This is a genomic window from Bacillus sp. AFS053548, assembly GCF_002575105.1.
Classification (GTDB): Bacteria; Bacillota; Bacilli; order Bacillales; family Bacillaceae_G; genus Gottfriedia.
This window is the reverse complement of record NZ_NUHI01000023.1, coordinates 144,271-161,194: the sequence shown is the minus strand read 5'-3', so window position 1 is coordinate 161,194 and position 16,924 is coordinate 144,271. Positions and strand designations below refer to the sequence as shown.

The window sequence follows — 16,924 nt, the reverse complement described above, 5'->3', positions numbered from 1 at the left end:
TGGGTAAGCGTTTCCAATAAAAATCGTGATAACCTTATTTATGAAAGCGTAACCAGAAAAAAAGGGGGAAACACTTTGAAAAAGTTATCAAAGATTTTTGCAATAATTTCGGTATTTTTAGTAATGACTCTTGTTGCAGCTGGATGTGGATCTTCAGCAACATCAAGTGATAGCACTTCTGCTGGTAAGAAAAGTAAAAATGGTAAAGTTGATATTGGTATCGTTTTACCTACGAAAGATGAGCCACGTTGGACTCAAGATGAAACTCGCTTTAAAAATGCTTTAAAAGATACAGATTATTCAGTTGAAATTTTATTCTCGCAAGGTGACTCTGCTAAAGAAAAAGCAAACGTTGATTCTTTAATTGCAAAAGGCATCAAAGTTTTAATTATTTGTCCTCAAGACGGTGCTGCTGCTGCTGCTTCAGCTGAAGCTGCAAAAGCTGCTGGTGTTAAAGTAATTTCTTACGATCGTTTAATTACAGGTACTGACGCAGTTGATTACTATGTATCATTTGATAGCGTTGCTGTAGGTGCTGCACAAGCACAATATCTTGTAGACCATGCTTCAGGTAAAGCAGGTCAACCTTTATACCTATACGCAGGTGCTGCATCTGATAACAATGCATTCTTATTCTTCCAAGGTGCTTGGAAAGTTCTTCAACCTAAAATTGCTGATGGAACATTCAAAGTTGAAAATTCAGCTGCTGCAAATAGTTTAAAAGCTAAAGCTGATTTAACTCGTGATGAGCAAGCAAAAATTATCGGTCAAGTTTCAACTAACTGGGATTTCAACGTAGCTAAAAACTTAACTTCATCTAACTTAACAAAAGCTTCTAAATCTGACAAAGGTGATGTATTAGTTCTTGCTCCAAATGATGGAACAGCGCGTTCAATCGCTGATACATTCAAATCAGATAAAGACGTATCTTCATATGTAATTTCTGGTCAAGATGCTGAAAAAGCTTCTGTACAATACATTATCGATGGCAAACAATCTATGACTGTTTTCAAAGATGTTCGTACTTTAGTTAAAGATGCAATCGCTACTGCAACTTCAATCTTAAAAAATGAAACACCTGATGCTTCAGGCGTTACAAACAACGGTAAAGCTGATATCAAAACAAAACAAACAGATATTATTGTTGTTGATCAAAGCACAGTGAAGAAAGACTTAGTTGATTCTGGATACTATAGTGCTTCAGACTTCACTGGATTGAAGTAATTAATAGAAGAAATGAACTTGCAAAATAGTGATGGTCTAACCGTCACTATTTTGTTAATTATTCAATTTATCAATGACTCAAGTAGATGGCAAATTCGGGAGACGGATCATATGAGTGAATTTATTTTAGAGATGAGAAATATCTCAAAAGAGTTTCCAGGTGTGAAAGCATTAAGCGATGTTAACTTCAAGGTTAGAAAAGGGGAAATACATTGCTTAGTTGGTGAAAACGGTGCTGGAAAATCGACTTTAATGAAAGTATTAAGTGGTATTTATCCATTTGGAACCTATGCAGGTGATATTGTTTTTGGAGATGAAGTTCAAAAGTTTTCAAAAATCAGTGATAGTGAAAAAAAGGGTATTGGAATCATCTATCAGGAATTATCGCTTTTTCCTGAACTTTCCGTATTTGAAAATATTTTTATCGGACATGAAATTAAAAAGGGAATAACTGTTGATTTCAATGAAACGATTGTTAAAGCAATCGACATGCTAAAAAAAGTAAAACTAGATGTAAATCCGGAAGTACAGATTAAAGAGTTAGGTGTAGGTAAGCAGCAACTGGTTGAAATAGCAAAAGCACTTAGTAAAGATGTTAAATTGCTTATACTCGACGAGCCTACAGCTGCTTTAAATGAAGATGATAGTGAAAACCTACTTTTCTTGATGGAAGAGCTAAAGAATCAAGGAATTTCTTGTATTATGATTTCGCATAAACTTAAAGAAGTAATTGCTGTTGCAGATACGGTTACTGTACTTCGTGACGGGAAAACAATTTGCTCTTTAAATAAAGAAGAAATCACCGAAAACACAATTATCAAACATATGGTTGGTCGTGAAATTGACGATATTTATCCGAAGCGTCCAAATCAAAAGTTTGGTGAAGTTTCATTAGAATTAAAAGACTGGGATGTGTACGATCCAAAATTAGGTCGAAAAATTCTTCATCATATCAATCTAAATGTTCGAAAAGGTGAAATTATTGGTATTGCTGGATTGATGGGATCAGGCCGAACAGAACTAGCAAAAAGTATTTTTGGTAATCCAACAAATTTCAAACTTGATGGTTCCGTTTTAGTGCAAGGTAAGCAAAAGCGTTTTAAACATCCGAAAGATGCAATAAAAGCTGGTATAGCCTATGTAACAGAGGATCGAAAAGGCGACGGATTGATTCTTGAACAAGATATTAAAAATAATATTTCGATTACGAACTTATTTGAAATTTCCAAGTCAAGCGTAATTAATCAACATGAAGAAATTGTCGTTGCAAATGATTATTTAAATAAGTTAAACATAAAAGCTCCATCAATCACTTCAATTGTTGGAAAATTGAGTGGTGGTAATCAGCAAAAAGTATCGTTGAGTAAATGGTTATTTACAAATCCGAATGTACTTATATTAGATGAGCCAACACGTGGAATCGACGTAGGTGCAAAATTTGAAATCTATAGTTTTATGAATCTACTGGTTGAACAAGGCATGAGCATTATCATGATTTCCTCTGAACTTCCAGAAGTCCTTGGTATGAGTGATCGAATTTATGTTATGGCAGAAGGTAAAATAACCGGGGAATTATCAAGAGAAGAAGCAACTCAAGAGAGCGTTATGGCTCTAGCTACCGTTTAAGAGAGGTTGAATAAAATGAACTTTTTTCAAGAAGCAGGCATGTTATTAAGGAAAAACATCCGTGAATACGGAATGTATATTGCTCTTGCAGTAATAATGTTAGTATTTACTTTAAATACAGATGGACTATTTATGTCATCTCGTAACTTAAGTGATTTAATCAATATGACAGGTTATGTTGCAGTTCTTGCTGTAGGTATGACACTAGTAATTGTCATTCGACATATTGACCTTTCAGTTGGGTTTGTTGCAGGTTTTCTAGGAGCAGTAGTTGCTCTATTTCTAACACACGGTTTGCCAGTCTGGATTTCAATCATTGCAGTTCTAGTATTTGGCGCTATCATAGGTCTAATTAATGGATTCTTTGTTGCTAATTTAGGAATTCCATCATTCGTAGTTTCATTAGCAGGTATGTTAATATTCAAGGGATTATTACTAATGTCTCTTGTTAAAACTGGTACGATCATCGTTGCTAACGAAAGCTTTAAGGCAATTGGAAATGGCTATATTCCTAGTTTAGGAAATTTGAATGGTTTACACATATCAACACTATTAATTGGTGCGATCTCTATCATTCTATTTATCTGGAGTGATTTTAAAAAGAGAAGCGTAAACATAAAGTACGGTTTTGAAGTTCTTTCAATGCCAATGCAAATCATAAAATTATTGTTTATTTCCGGTATCATTGGTTACATTTGCTATATTCTTGCAGGCTATCAAGGAATTTCTTGGACTGCTGTGATCATGTTTATTGTAGTAGTAGTCTACCACTTCATTACAACTAGAACTCCTTTAGGGCGTCACATTTATGCAGTTGGTGGAAACCCTGAAGCAGCACAGTTAAGTGGAATTAGCGTAAAGAAAATCACTTATATTGTATTCGGTTCAATGAGTATGCTTGCAGCCCTTTCAGGCGTATTGTTTACAGCTCGACTTGCATCTGCTTCTCCCCAAGCAGGTACAATGTTTGAGTTAGATGCAATTGCTGCAGCTTATGTAGGTGGTGTTTCTGCTGCTGGTGGAGTTGGTAAAGTAACAGGTACAATTATCGGTGCATTCGTAATGGCTTCATTAACAAGTGGGATGAACTTAATGGGTATAGATATTTCATACCAATACATCATTCGAGGAGCAGTACTTGTTCTTGCAGTTGTATTTGACGTAATGACACGTAATAAAGGGAAATAATATTTAAAAACAGAAACAGTCGTTTGTGGTGGCTTGTTTCTGTTTTTTATTTTTTAGGATTTGAATTTGTTAGAGCGGATTGAGGTTAACTTATGCGACTAAATGACAGAATAGTTGAACAAGGATTTATATATGCCTTGCAGAATTGTAGAGTATAGGACAGATTGAGCTTCACCAGGTATTCAAATAGACAAAATAAGTTGAACATCGGATAACAATGATTTAATTGGGAAGTGTTCCAATCATTCATTATGCTAGGTTCTATCATAGAGTTTGAACAAACTCGACAATACCAAACAAGGACAAGGAGTGAAGTTATGAAATTTCTACTTACATCTGGAGGCATCAATAACAAAAGCATACACGACGCGCTAGTTGACATGCTAGGCAAGCCAATTGCTGACTCCAACGCCCTGTGCATCCCCACTGCGATGTATGGACACCCTTGGGTTGGCCCTGGCGTCAAAGCCTGGCAGTTCATCAGTGGGAAAGAAGAGAATCCCATGGTCAGCCTCGGTTGGAGGTCAGTCGGCATTTTGGAGCTCACAGCGCTACCAAGCATCGACGAAAACCGCTGGAAACCACTGGTTCAGGAGATAGATGTACTACTGGTGTCAGGCGGCGACGCCCTTTACCTGTGCCACTGGATGCGTCAATCCGGGCTGGCAGACCTTTTACCGTCACTGAACTCAGTCTATGTGGGAATGAGTGCTGGGAGCATGGTGATGGCTCCTAACATAGGGGAGTACTTCGTTGGCTGGACTCCACCAGACGGTGGTGATAAAACACTAAGACTGGTTGATTTTTCAATCTTTCCGCACCTGGATCACGAGATGCTACCGGGAAACACCATTACTGCCGCAGAGAGATGGGCAGCCGGGCTGCAGGGGCCGGCGTATGCGATTGACGATCAAACCGCCATCAAAGTAATCGACGGAGAGGTTGAAGTTGTCTCCGAAGGGCATTGGAAACTGTTTTCGCCCTGATACTACTCCTTAGGAAATGTTGCTAAATTAATATTGAAAGAGCCCAATTCTAACTTGAGTTAGGATGGGCTTTATTAAGATATTCTAATGCAACTAACTCACTGCAATAGTTGAAGATTAAGCTGCAAATATGTGACTTTTTTTATTGAAGTAAATGGCAGTTTAGTGGAATAAAAAGTGAATTAATCCATTATTATCTGTATTATGTTAACTGCATAAATCAGTTGTATAGAGATAATAAAGTTGTTTAATTTGCAATTATTTTGCGGTAATGAAATTAAATATCAAATAAAGGAAATATCCTCTTGACAGTCGAATATTAGCCTAGAACCATAATTAACTATTCCGATGAGGGGGATTCTTGTGCGTCCACGACCATTATCTATTGAAAATCCGGAGCATGCTAGGTATGTTAGTCTTGTGCCAGATGGAGATATTAAAGAAATACTTAGTAAGCAACGAACTAAGACCATTACCCTCTTAAGCAGCGTATCAGAGGAGTCATCAAGGAAGGCGTACGCACCAGGGAAATGGACTTTAAAAGAAGTGATTGGGCATATGACCGACTCGGAACGTGTGATGTCGTATCGAATGCTTGCCATTGCACGAAATGAAAGTGCACCACTCCCAGCAATGGATCAGAATCAATATGTTTCTGCGGCAAACTTCAACAAATTATCCTGGGAGCAGCTACTAGCTGGTTTAGACACGGTACGCTCCAACACGTTAAGCCTTTTTTCAACCATTGATGATGCAGCGTGGGATCGTAATGGAACTGTAATGAACAGCCCAGTTTCGATAGGTATCATTGCATATGGCATTGCCGGGCACGAGTTACACCATATGAAAGTGATTAGTGATAAATACTTATAAGTCTTTTTCTATTAATGAAAAAACCTAATTTCTCATTTAGGGTGCGTTAGTTGAAGAAGCAGCAAAAAAAGGATCTTTCCTGTTGAAAGTCCTTTTTTTATTGCCGATAACGGTGTTTATGTAAGCTAGATTGTATTAGATTTTCATGTGAAAACGAGGCGTACTTGTTTAACTAAATGGCAGTTTAGTTGTATAACGGCAGGGTTATTTGACTGATAAAAAGAATATGTAAATAGTAGTTAAATAAGAGAGATATATAATTGATGTTAAGTGATAATTTTTATTTAATATTACTAATAATCTCGTTCAGTATTACTTTTATATCAATATTTACTTCGTATAAAAATAAACAAAAGAAAAATTTCATAACTGGAATTATTATTTCTACTATAACGGGTGGATTTTTGATTTTAATTCTAATTTTATCTATATTTGACAAGTAAAAAGTTGAATTTAAGATTATTCCTCGTATAACCAATCAAATTCATCGTGAAGTATATATTCTTGATCGTCTAAAGTTAAGTAATAATTAGAACAAACAATATTTAATTCTTTATAATCTACACCATTATCAATACCTAAATAAATATGTTTATATCTTTATTTTTTCTCGCTTTAACAGGTATTCTGTCAATTACATTAGAGTTATCTAACACAGCTGAACGGTAAAATTCACTCCATTCATCCCATTCAAAACTATAAGGAATGTTTGCATAGATAACACTTTCAAACTTCAAAGTCCCCTTCTTTACACGATAGGTAAACCCACCTTCACTATCTATTCGAGATATAGGCTTTAAAATTTGGAAGCTAATACTTTTTACGCGATGCTTGATATTTAATTCTTCAATCCCGTATTATATATCTCTAGTCATCGTTATTTCTATAGTCTTCCATCAATCACACAACCATTTCTACTTTTTTATCTTTAATTCGTTATGAAAATTTATTATTCCTTCTGTTAGAAACATTAAAAAGACTGCAATTAGCAGCTCAAGGCTCTTCAACTTATACGAGTGTAAGTAGTTTGAACATTTGATTATCTACAAATATATTGTTAATATGATATAATTACAAAGTGTGTAACCCACACAAGGAGGCAATAAAAATGGAACATGGTAAAGTAAAATGGTTTAATGCAGATAAAGGTTTTGGATTCATCGAGCGTGAAAATGGAGATGATGTATTCGTACATTTCTCAGCTATTCAAACTGATGGTTTCAAATCATTAGATGAAGGCCAAGCTGTTACATTTAATGTAGAGCCAGGTCAACGTGGACCTCAAGCGACTAACGTTCAAAAAGCATAATAAATATAAAGAAAGACAGATCTTTTATAAGGTCTGTCTTTTTTTATACCCTAATTAAAGAAATGCATATAAAAAACCCTTATTCATATCGAATAAGGGTGTTCACAAAAGATATCTCAAATAAAGAAAATGGTTTAAGGTATTATAGCCCATATAAAATGAATGTACAAATTTACTAGTAAATTTGTATTTAAGTTTGGGGAGGGCCCCAGTGTCAATGGAGACTGTAATACTAACGGCATCAGTAGGAATAGTATAGTTTTTCATAATTATTGTTTCTTTTTTTAAAAAAATATATTAATCGCTAAATCAATAGTTAAAAAAAACATACCGATAATTAGTGAATATTTAAAAATACTAACTGTTGATATTTTAGTAACATACACTCCGTATAAAAGTAAAAAAAAGAAACCAATTATTGAAAAAATTTTATGATTTTTTAGCAAAACTATATCTCCTTAAAATTATTTAATTATAAAACCACTCTAATTTTACCATAAAATTCCATAATTCTTATGCAACTAATCTGCCATTTACTTAAATAAGAAAAAGGTTGTTCAACTAATGAATTGCGTTAGTTAAGCTCGAGCCACCCATGAAACAAGAGTTCACAAAAATGATGAAACCTACCAGTTCATCGGCTATATTACTGACTGAAAAAAACGCAAAAGTGAACAGTTTAAGTACATATCATACTCTTGGTTATTTGTTTAGAATAAAATAAAAATTGAAAAAAATGTTGACTTTCTCATTTTTATCTATAAAATAATCATTAATAAAATGTTTCAGAGATGTGACAACAAAACGACTGTGAAAGGACGAGTAGTAGTAGGACGTAGACAAAGCGAGTCAGGGGTGGTGTGAGCCTGATACGAAGCCTGTTATGAAGAACCTCCTGGAGTCGCTAACCGAAATCCTTTAGAGGAAAGTAGACTTAGCCGTGAACTTCGCCGTTAAAGAAGAACAGTATCGAGATCTCTCTAATCTCCGTACTGAATAAGTGAGCAACCTCTGTTGCTAATTTGGGTGGTACCGCGGAACCAAAGCCTTTCGTCCCAGTTTTTTGGGAAAGAAGGGCTTTTTTTGTTGGCTTTTTTCTACTACATCCAAACATTTTAGGAGGAAATAGGCATGTATCAATCATTAATGACAGTAAGAGAGACACAAATCGCAATTAAGGAAGTTAAAACATTTTTTGAGGATCAATTAGCAAAACGTCTTGGAATGTTCCGCGTATCTGCACCATTATTCGTAACGAAAAAATCGGGTTTAAACGATCACTTAAACGGTGTAGAACGTCCAATTGAATTTGATATGTTACATTCAGGAGAAGAGTTAGAAATTGTTCACTCACTAGCGAAATGGAAACGATTTGCACTGCATGAATATGGTTATGAAGCTGGTGAAGGTTTATATACAAACATGAACGCGATTCGCCGTGATGAGGAACTTGACGCAACTCATTCAATTTACGTTGACCAATGGGATTGGGAAAAAATTATTCAAAAAGAATGGCGTACAGTAGATTATTTACAAGAAACCGTACAAACAATTTATGGAATCTTCAAAGATTTAGAAAATCATTTATTTGAAAAATATCCGTACCTTGGAAAGTATTTACCAGAAGATATCGTATTTATTACAGCCCAAGAATTAGAAGATAAATACCCAGAATTAACACCGAAAGATCGTGAGCATGCGATTGCAAAAGAGCACGGTGCAGTTTTTATTATTGGAATTGGCGATGTACTTCGTTCTGGTGAAAAACATGATGGACGTGCAGCTGACTATGACGATTGGAAATTAAACGGAGACATCTTATTCTGGCATCCAGTATTGCAAACTTCATTTGAATTATCATCAATGGGTATTCGTGTTGATAGTAGATCACTTGATGAGCAATTAACGAAGACAGGTGAAGATTTCAAACGCGAGTATGATTTTCATAAAGGTATTTTAGAAGAAGTGCTTCCACTAACACTTGGTGGTGGTATTGGGCAATCAAGAATGTGCATGTTTTTCTTACGTAAAGCGCATATTGGTGAAGTTCAATCTTCTGTATGGCCAGATGAAATGAGAGAAGCATGTAAGAAGGAAAACATTCATTTGTTTTAAGAAAAATAAGACCTTTAAATAAAAACGAGTCTATATCATGAAGAAGAATGCAATATAAAAATTCAGAGGTCAAACAATCAGAATACGTCATAAGGCTATGATTCATTTTCTTGATGAACTTATGAAAATGGAAAACTAAAATAAACCATGCATTAGTTGTAAGAAAAATCGAATGTAAATTCGATTTTTTTTATTGCTCTGAATGGCAGTTTAGTCAAATATTGAAAGTATTAATTGGAAGAAAAAATAGAGTTAGCTTAGAGTTAGTATTCAAAAAATTACAGATAAAACCGAATTGCGAAAGTGTAATGAATAGCATATGACCTGTGTCAATTAATCTTATGACAATATGTAACTAGGAAATGTGATATTAAATAAATAACAATTGAATTAAGGCAATTGATTGATCCGTGCAAGTACATGAATCAATCTTGCTTTTGAAATAATTCAATTGAGGTGAGAAAATGAATAAGAAAAAGATGTATTGTGCAATGGTTAGTACAGCTATATTAGTCGCAGGATTTGGTGGAGAAGGAAAAGCTCAAACCGTAGCAGTCGAAAATTCAGTTCAACCAATCCAAAATAATATCGTTAATTCAATAGAATCACAGGCAAAGCAATTAAAAACGATAGAACCATCAAAACCATTTGACGATTTAAAACCACTTAAGAACATGATTGGGAGCGCACAATATGTAGGATTAGGAGAGAATACTCATGGAAGCTCTGAAATTTTCACCATGAAGTTTCGCCTTGTGAAGTACTTAGTTACTGAGATGGGATTTACGAATTTCGGAATGGAAGAAGATTGGGGAAACGGCTTAAAGCTAAATGAATATATCCAAACAGGAAAAGGAAATCCTAGGGAATTTTTAAAATTGTTATATCCTACTGATGAAATTATAGCCATGATTGAGTGGATGAAAGATTATAATGCTGATCCAACCAATAAAAAGAAGATTCAATTTATCGGGCTTGACTTAAAAACAATGGACCAAAGTGTCTTTAATAAAGTAACTGATTATGTAAAGCAGCATCGACCAGATATAAGGGCAGAAGTGGAAGAAAACTATAAAGAGCTTTCTTCTTACACTGGAAGTATACAGGAATATATGCAGCTTGCTCCTGAAATAAAAGAAAAATATAAGGCAAATGCTGAGAAAGTAGTCCAATTGCTTAATGATGAAAATGAACAAGCAAACACAGAGAGAGTTTCATCCGAGTTTATCTGGGTGAAAGAGACGGCAAATGCAATAGAGAAATTTACAACAATGCTGCTTCCTAATGATTATCCAAGTATAGTGAAGCTACATGATCAATATTTGGCTGATCATGCAATGTGGGCACAAGAGACATTTGGCGGTAAAACGATGGTATGGGCACACAATATTCACATAGCTAAAGGTATTATCGATGAGAAATTATACCCTAACGTTGCCGGACAGTTTTTGAAAGAACGTGTAGACAATAATTATGTCTCAATTGGTAGTACAACTACGGAGGGGAAATTCACCTTATATAGCGAATATAATCCTTCCACAGGAGGTAAGATTGCAACGGATGCTATTCCACAAGATGTGAATAGTTTCAATTATATCCTTGGAAAAGTCCCATATAATTTGTTTTTGTTGGATAACCGTCACCTTAATGGTCAAGCAAAGAAATGGGTTAGAGAAAAGAGGCCATTACTGAGTATAGGGGGACAACTCCTTCCAAACGTTTCGGTATATTATGATACTTCATTGCTTGAGCAGTTCGATATAATTTTTCATATCCGAAAAACAAGTCCATCTCATATTAATTAAGAGTACAAAACAATCCCTTCTTGCAGAGTCAAGAACGGGATTGTTTTGTGGTGGAAATTATCTTATTTTAAACAAGAGTAGGCTACTACTCACTTTTTAGCGTTGTGTAAAAATGTCATATGACATTTTTACACTAGTAGGTTTGACAAAGAAAGCAGTATGATGCTGGTATTAAACAGAGAGGAGTGATGAGCCTTATGAAATTAAGATTCATCCAGAATGGTTATTTTTTATTGCTAACTTTCGTTACAGGACTGTTTTATTTTTGTTTTTACCTGGTAGCCCTGCTATTGAGTTTCACCCTTTCATTTACCGTAGTCGGGATTCCACTAGTTATACGTGTACTTCAGACTACCACAGCCTTTATCCAATTCGAGCGCATACAAACGAAAATTTACACTGATATTTCGATAGACTCTTACAATAGAAGTGTAACAACGGATACATCAGACTGGGCTCAAGTGAAATTAGGGCTTACGAATCGTCGCACCTGGTCTGCTGTTTTTTGGTTAATGCGGAAATTTGTGATTGGAATTTTCAGTCTCATTAGTGCAGTCATTTTATATGTAATGCCACTTATGTTTCTATTGGCACCACTACTGTATCGATCCATCGACATGAATATTTTTTTTATGCAGATCGATACTTTTGCCAAGTCACTCCTTGTAATGTCTATGGGTATAGTGACTACCGCTATAAGTATTAAATTAGTAGATGGTTTGGCAAAAAAAATTGGAGGTTATACACGCAGTATGATTCGGCAGCTAAATCGATAGAAGTTTGCAGTCTAAACTTAAAAGTATAAAAATGCGATAAAGATTATTCTATAATATAGGAAATAAGAAGGAAGGCTACTTAGGGGGTAAATGACTTGTTGAATATGGTTAAGTATTGGTTTTGGTATGATTGGATTATGTTAGGAATCCGTCTACTTGTTAGTGTCTCGATCATCCTAACTACATTAAATTTTCAGGATGGTTTAACATTATCACTTTGGATTATAATTCCTTGGGAGGTTGTTGCCTTCTCTATTCCATGGGTAGCCTTACTGTTCAATTACAAATATTACTTGTTCACAGAAATATTGCTATATGGCGGACTATGTATCTATTTAACTTCTTTATTTCCAGAAGCTTACAACACATTTCTTATATCGGTGTTTCTTATCGCAGCAAATAGTAAGTATTTGTCCTATTATTGGACAGCTCCAACAACAATTTTTATAATAACTGGTATTTTCTATGCGGTTGCGCCAAGTAATAGCTATTGGATTATGGTTACATACTATGGATTCGCTTATGTAATGGGGTTCGCTTTTCATTTATTAATCGTCAATCATAAGCAAAATGAAGCGATTTGTAAACAAAACGCGGTACTTGAGCAATATATGTCCCAGATCGAACGCATTACACTTGCAGAGGAACGAAGCAGGCTGTCTAGTGAGCTTCATGATACGGTTGGCCACGCTTATACATCCATTATTTTGGGGATGGAAACGTTACGTACCGAGCTTGTTACCGAAAAGGGTATACAGAGGTTAGATTCTCTGCTTGAAATGGGGCGTAAAAGCATTGAGGACGTGAGAGGTTACCTACATCAAATGGATTCTCCGTGTCAATCGCTTTCCTTAATTCAATCTTTACAAAATCTTGGAGCTGAATTTCAAGAGTACGCTCGGGTGAATGTAAGCTTTCGAGCATTCGGAGAGGAATACGAACTGTCCCGGCAAGCGAGAATAGCGTTCATCCGTTGCTTACAGGAGTCCCTTACAAATGCAGTACGTCATGGTCAGGGGAATGAAATGATCGTTTCATTGCAGTTTGAACAACAATTTACGAGGTTAGAAGTGCAAGATAATGGAAAGGGAAATGTAGAATGGCAGGAAGGCTTCGGTATTAGAGCGATGAAAGAGCGGGCAATGAATTTGCAAGGTCAATTGTCTGTATATACAAAACCAGATGAAGGAATGCTTGTTACTTGTACTATACCGCGACAAACTGAAATAAAAGATGGACTTATTCGTTTGTTAATTGTCGACGATCAACCGTTTGTTCGGGAAAGTTTGAGGACACTACTCGAAAGATATGAAGATTTAAATATAGTCGATTTGGCTGAAGATGGCGATCAAGCCATCGAGATGTGCGGGCGCCTTCAACCCGATATTGTACTAATGGATTTAGATATGCACCACATGGATGGAGTCGAAGCAACCAAAAGGATTAAACAACAATGGCCACATATCCGGGTATTGATTTTTACAACGTTTCAGGATACGGAACAGGCGTTGGACTCCCTTCGTTGCGGTGCGGATGGTTTTTTACTTAAATCTATTGAAACGTTGGAGCTAGCTAATGCGATCCGACTTATACACAGAGGCGGGACCCTGATAGATCAGGAAATGTCTCACAAAATATTTGAAAAGTTAGATGCGCAAAACGAGACACCACAATCAAAAGCAACTGCTTATGAGCTAACAGCTAGAGAGATAGAAATATTGCAGCTAGTAGCAAAGGGACTACGATACAATACGATAGCTTCAAGGTTATATTTGTCAAATGGAACGGTAAGAAATTATGCTTCCACGGCTTACACAAAGTTAGGAGTGCGTAACAAGGAAGAAGCTGTCCAGATGGCTCAAGAAATAGGAATAATTGAATGAGAAAAATGTTTATTGTTTCTTTAGAGCTAAGCGGAACACGACTTAAGACAAAATTAAGAGGATTGAGCCCTGTACAATACAGGATTCAATCCTTTCAAGGTTTGTACCAATTTTTTCATCTTAACGTATCATAACTGAAATATTGTCTAAATTAGGCAGTCTTTTTTAGCTCTAAAAATAAATCTTAAAATACTAGTCTGCTAAATTTAAGTACAAGTATATCAAAATATAAAAAGCATTAGCCTCCTCCACTTCCTAATACAATAAGAGTATCCTATGATTAAATTTCCTGAAATGGAGTGATTTTAATGCTTGAAGTAAAAGGACTGGCTTCTTATTCACCTTTAGGGCATTTGAATGAGTTTCGGAAAGATCCAATATTTTTTTTAAGTGAACTTTATAGAAATCATGATAAGATTGTCTCATTTCGATTTGCTCATCGTAAAATGAACTTGCTATTGGAGCCTGATTTAATAAAAGAGGTATTAGTAACTAAGCAGCATTCTTTCCATAAATCAAAACCATTTCAAGAGATGAAAACCTTGCTCGGTGAGGGATTGTTAACGAGTGAAGATGAAGTACATATGAGGCAGCGGCGTTTGATTCAGCCATCTTTTACGAAGCAGCATATCCAATCCTATGCAAAGGATATGACATTGCTCACTGAAGAGTTTATTAGTTCATGGAAGGATGGTGAAGAGCGTCTCGTTAGTAGAGATATGATGGAGCTTACATTAGCTATTATTGCTAAAACTATGTTTAGTATGGATCTGAGTCAAGGACATGATCGTGTTGGGAAGCATTTTGACATTATTATGGATATTGCAACGAAGCGAATTCGATCTGTTTTAAAAGCTCCACTCAAACTGAATACACCTAAAAATAAAACTTTATCGGAGGCTATTAAGGCAATTGATAAGGTGTTATATGAAATTATTGAAAAAAGAAATAGCTCAGAAACAAAAGACGATTTACTAGGACTACTCATGCAAGCAAGGGATGAAGAGTCTAATGAAGGCATGACGAATCAACAATTAAGGGATGAAGCAATGACAATTTTCTTGGCAGGTCATGAAACGAATGCAAATGCATTATCTTGGTGCTTATATCTTTTATCTCAGCATCCCGAAAAAGCTAAATTATTATATGAAGAAGTAGATCGCGTTCTTGGCAAAAGACGAGCAGATTCTCATTCTATGAAAGATTTAATCTATACTCAGCAAACTATTTGGGAAAGTATACGTCTTTATCCACCTGCATGGCTTATTAGTAGAAAAGCAATAGAAGATGTTAGCATTGGGGATTACAGAATTCAAAAAGGTGAGACAGTCATGATGAGTTCTTATATCATGCAGCGTTCTGAAAAGTATTTCTCACATGCAGAAGAATTTCTTCCAGAGCGGTTTAAGAATGGAAAGGTTGAAAGTGTACCTGAATATGCGTATTTTCCTTTTGGTGGTGGGCCACGTGTTTGTATCGGAAATCATTTCGCAATTATGGAGGCTACTTTAGTATTAGCAACGATCGTTCAGCATTATACGATTGAACTAGCTCCTAATCATCATAAAGTGGAGACGGAACCACTTATCACACTTCGTCCGAAAGATGGATTGCGTATGATTGTAAAAAAGAGAAAATGAAGCGGATTTAGTGTACACACTTAGGTAAGTGTCTTTTCGGGAGTTTTTTCATAGAATATAGCATTCTCTTTACAGTATGTTTGAAGGGGGGGATATTTTTTGGAAAGAACAAAACTTACTGGACGGATTGTTACACCAAATGATGCGGATTATGAACAGGCTAGAACAAATAATACTTTAAATAATCCAAAATTCCCTAAAATAATTGTATTTTGTCAAAACAAACGAGATGTATTAAATGCTTTGAATTGGGTGAAGGAAAATAATATGCCATTTAGAGTAAGAAGTGGCAGGCATAACTATGAAAATTTTTCACTCGTAGATGGTGGTCTTGTGATCGATGTTAGTGAGATTAATACAGTTAGTGTAGATTGCAAAAGCATGACTGCAAAAATACAAGCCGGGGCTGATTTAGGGAAAGTATATAATATACTATGGGAAAATGGTACGACAATCCCAGCAGGTACTGAAAGTAGTGTTGGCCTTGTTGGTCTTACACTTGGCGGAGGTATCGGGATGCTGTCGCGCTTGTATGGTCTTACATGTGATAATCTGCTTGAAGTAGAAATAGTTGCATCGAATGGGCATGGGAAAGCTAAACTGATTAAAGCAAATAAGAACAAGAATAGTGATCTTTTTTGGGCTTGCTGTGGCGGTGGAGGCGGAAATTTTGGCATTGTCACGTCGCTTAAATTTAAAGTACACCCAATTTCAACTGTTTCGATCTTCTCGATTATTTGGGAGTGGGAAGACTTTGAAGACGCTTTTGATGCTTGGCAAAATTGGGCAATTAACACGGATATCAAGCTAACTTCAGAAATTGAACTAAAATCTAGGGAAGTAAATCAAATTATTGCGCAAGGGGAATTTGTAGGCCCAGTAACAAAATTGAACGAATTGTTACGTCCACTAACAGAAACTGGTTCACCCATAAAAGTAATGGTAAAGGAAGTACCTTATATAGAAGCTGTTCATTTTTTTGATGATCCAAGTGGTAATGTCCCAGCTTATAAAAAGAGGTCAGGGTCTTTTCTAAATAAAACTTTTCCAAAGAGAGCAATCTTAATCATGAAAAGTTTTCTAGAAAATACACCAAATGGAAAATCAAGCATTTGGCACCAATCTCTTGGAGGAGCAGTAAAGCGGATTAGGCCAGATGAAACTGCCTACTATTACAGGGATGCCATTATCGCTCAAGAGTATCTTGCTAATTGGAGTAAACCTGAAGAAGAACGAAAAAACAATCAATGGGTCGAAGAGTTAAGGAATGCCTTATCAAGATACACTACTGGTGACTACGTAAATTGGCCTGATCGGTTTATTAGAAATTGGCCAACCGCATACTATGGTGGGAATTTAAATTGCCTTAGAGTTGTGAAACGAGAATATGACCCATTCAATCTATTTAAATTTCCCCAAAGTATTCCTCCTTTTATTAGTTGGTTTTAAAGTGAAAAATTCAAAAAATAGTAGTGAAAAACCGATCGATTGAATTCCCA

The 16,924-nt window shown here is 35.7% G+C and carries 12 protein-coding genes and 1 other annotated feature; all 12 genes read left to right on the top strand.

The window, feature by feature from the left end:
• Positions 1–75 precede the first annotated feature (75 nt).
• Entirely contained in the window at positions 76–1,224 is a 1,149-nt protein-coding gene (locus CN946_RS12240; RefSeq protein WP_286133917.1) for a sugar ABC transporter substrate-binding protein, read from the top strand.
• Positions 1,225–1,335: 111 nt separating this feature from the next.
• A complete protein-coding gene (locus tag CN946_RS12235) occupies positions 1,336–2,850 on the top strand; it encodes an ATP-binding cassette domain-containing protein (RefSeq protein WP_098861366.1) in 1,515 nt (504 codons plus the stop codon).
• A gap of 15 nt (positions 2,851–2,865) precedes the next feature.
• A complete protein-coding gene (locus CN946_RS12230) occupies positions 2,866–4,038 on the top strand; it encodes a sugar ABC transporter permease (RefSeq protein ID WP_091023082.1) in 1,173 nt (390 codons plus the stop codon).
• A gap of 317 nt (positions 4,039–4,355) precedes the next feature.
• Complete coding sequence (locus tag CN946_RS12225; protein ID WP_098861365.1) at positions 4,356–5,024, top strand: Type 1 glutamine amidotransferase-like domain-containing protein; 669 nt, start codon at positions 4,356–4,358, stop codon at positions 5,022–5,024.
• A 363-nt stretch (positions 5,025–5,387) separates the two neighbouring features.
• Positions 5,388–5,897 (top strand): DinB family protein, encoded by a 510-nt coding sequence (locus CN946_RS12220; RefSeq protein WP_098861364.1) that lies wholly within the window; start codon positions 5,388–5,390, stop codon positions 5,895–5,897.
• Positions 5,898–7,005: 1,108 nt separating this feature from the next.
• On the top strand, positions 7,006–7,206 hold the full coding sequence (locus CN946_RS12215) for a cold-shock protein (protein ID WP_098861363.1): 201 nt from the start codon (positions 7,006–7,008) through the stop codon (positions 7,204–7,206).
• A gap of 801 nt (positions 7,207–8,007) precedes the next feature.
• Positions 8,008–8,267: a binding site (T-box leader), on the top strand.
• A gap of 70 nt (positions 8,268–8,337) precedes the next feature.
• Positions 8,338–9,321 carry an aspartate--ammonia ligase gene (gene asnA, locus CN946_RS12205; RefSeq protein WP_098428078.1) on the top strand — a complete coding sequence of 328 codons (984 nt, stop codon included), beginning with the start codon at positions 8,338–8,340 and terminating at the stop codon, positions 9,319–9,321.
• A gap of 464 nt (positions 9,322–9,785) precedes the next feature.
• The gene (locus tag CN946_RS12200) at positions 9,786–11,126 is read left to right on the top strand and encodes an erythromycin esterase family protein (RefSeq protein WP_098861362.1); all 1,341 of its coding nucleotides are present in this window, start codon (positions 9,786–9,788) and stop codon (positions 11,124–11,126) included.
• Positions 11,127–11,323: 197 nt separating this feature from the next.
• Positions 11,324–11,902 (top strand): sensor domain-containing protein, encoded by a 579-nt coding sequence (locus CN946_RS12195; RefSeq protein WP_098861361.1) that lies wholly within the window; start codon positions 11,324–11,326, stop codon positions 11,900–11,902.
• A gap of 95 nt (positions 11,903–11,997) precedes the next feature.
• A complete protein-coding gene (locus tag CN946_RS12190; protein ID WP_098861360.1) occupies positions 11,998–13,785 on the top strand; it encodes a helix-turn-helix transcriptional regulator in 1,788 nt (595 codons plus the stop codon).
• A gap of 308 nt (positions 13,786–14,093) precedes the next feature.
• Positions 14,094–15,425, top strand: a complete 1,332-nt coding sequence (locus CN946_RS12185) for a cytochrome P450 (protein ID WP_098861359.1) — start codon at positions 14,094–14,096, stop codon at positions 15,423–15,425.
• Between the two features lie 99 nt (positions 15,426–15,524).
• The gene (locus CN946_RS12180; protein ID WP_098861358.1) at positions 15,525–16,874 is read left to right on the top strand and encodes an FAD-binding oxidoreductase; all 1,350 of its coding nucleotides are present in this window, start codon (positions 15,525–15,527) and stop codon (positions 16,872–16,874) included.
• Positions 16,875–16,924: the final 50 nt, after the last annotated feature.

Excerpts from the sequence above, each read along its gene's own strand:
- CN946_RS12235 (WP_098861366.1), top strand. The coding sequence starts at position 1,336 with ATGAGTGAATTTATTTTAGAGATGAGAAATATCTCAAAAGAGTTTCCA.
- CN946_RS12185 (WP_098861359.1), top strand. The coding sequence starts at position 14,094 with ATGCTTGAAGTAAAAGGACTGGCTTCTTATTCACCTTTAGGGCATTTG.
- CN946_RS12230 (WP_091023082.1), top strand. The coding sequence starts at position 2,866 with ATGAACTTTTTTCAAGAAGCAGGCATGTTATTAAGGAAAAACATCCGT.
- CN946_RS12200 (WP_098861362.1), top strand. The coding sequence starts at position 9,786 with ATGAATAAGAAAAAGATGTATTGTGCAATGGTTAGTACAGCTATATTA.
- CN946_RS12195 (WP_098861361.1), top strand. The coding sequence starts at position 11,324 with ATGAAATTAAGATTCATCCAGAATGGTTATTTTTTATTGCTAACTTTC.
- CN946_RS12225 (WP_098861365.1), top strand. The coding sequence starts at position 4,356 with ATGAAATTTCTACTTACATCTGGAGGCATCAATAACAAAAGCATACAC.
- asnA (WP_098428078.1), top strand. The coding sequence starts at position 8,338 with ATGTATCAATCATTAATGACAGTAAGAGAGACACAAATCGCAATTAAG.
- CN946_RS12215 (WP_098861363.1), top strand. The coding sequence starts at position 7,006 with ATGGAACATGGTAAAGTAAAATGGTTTAATGCAGATAAAGGTTTTGGA.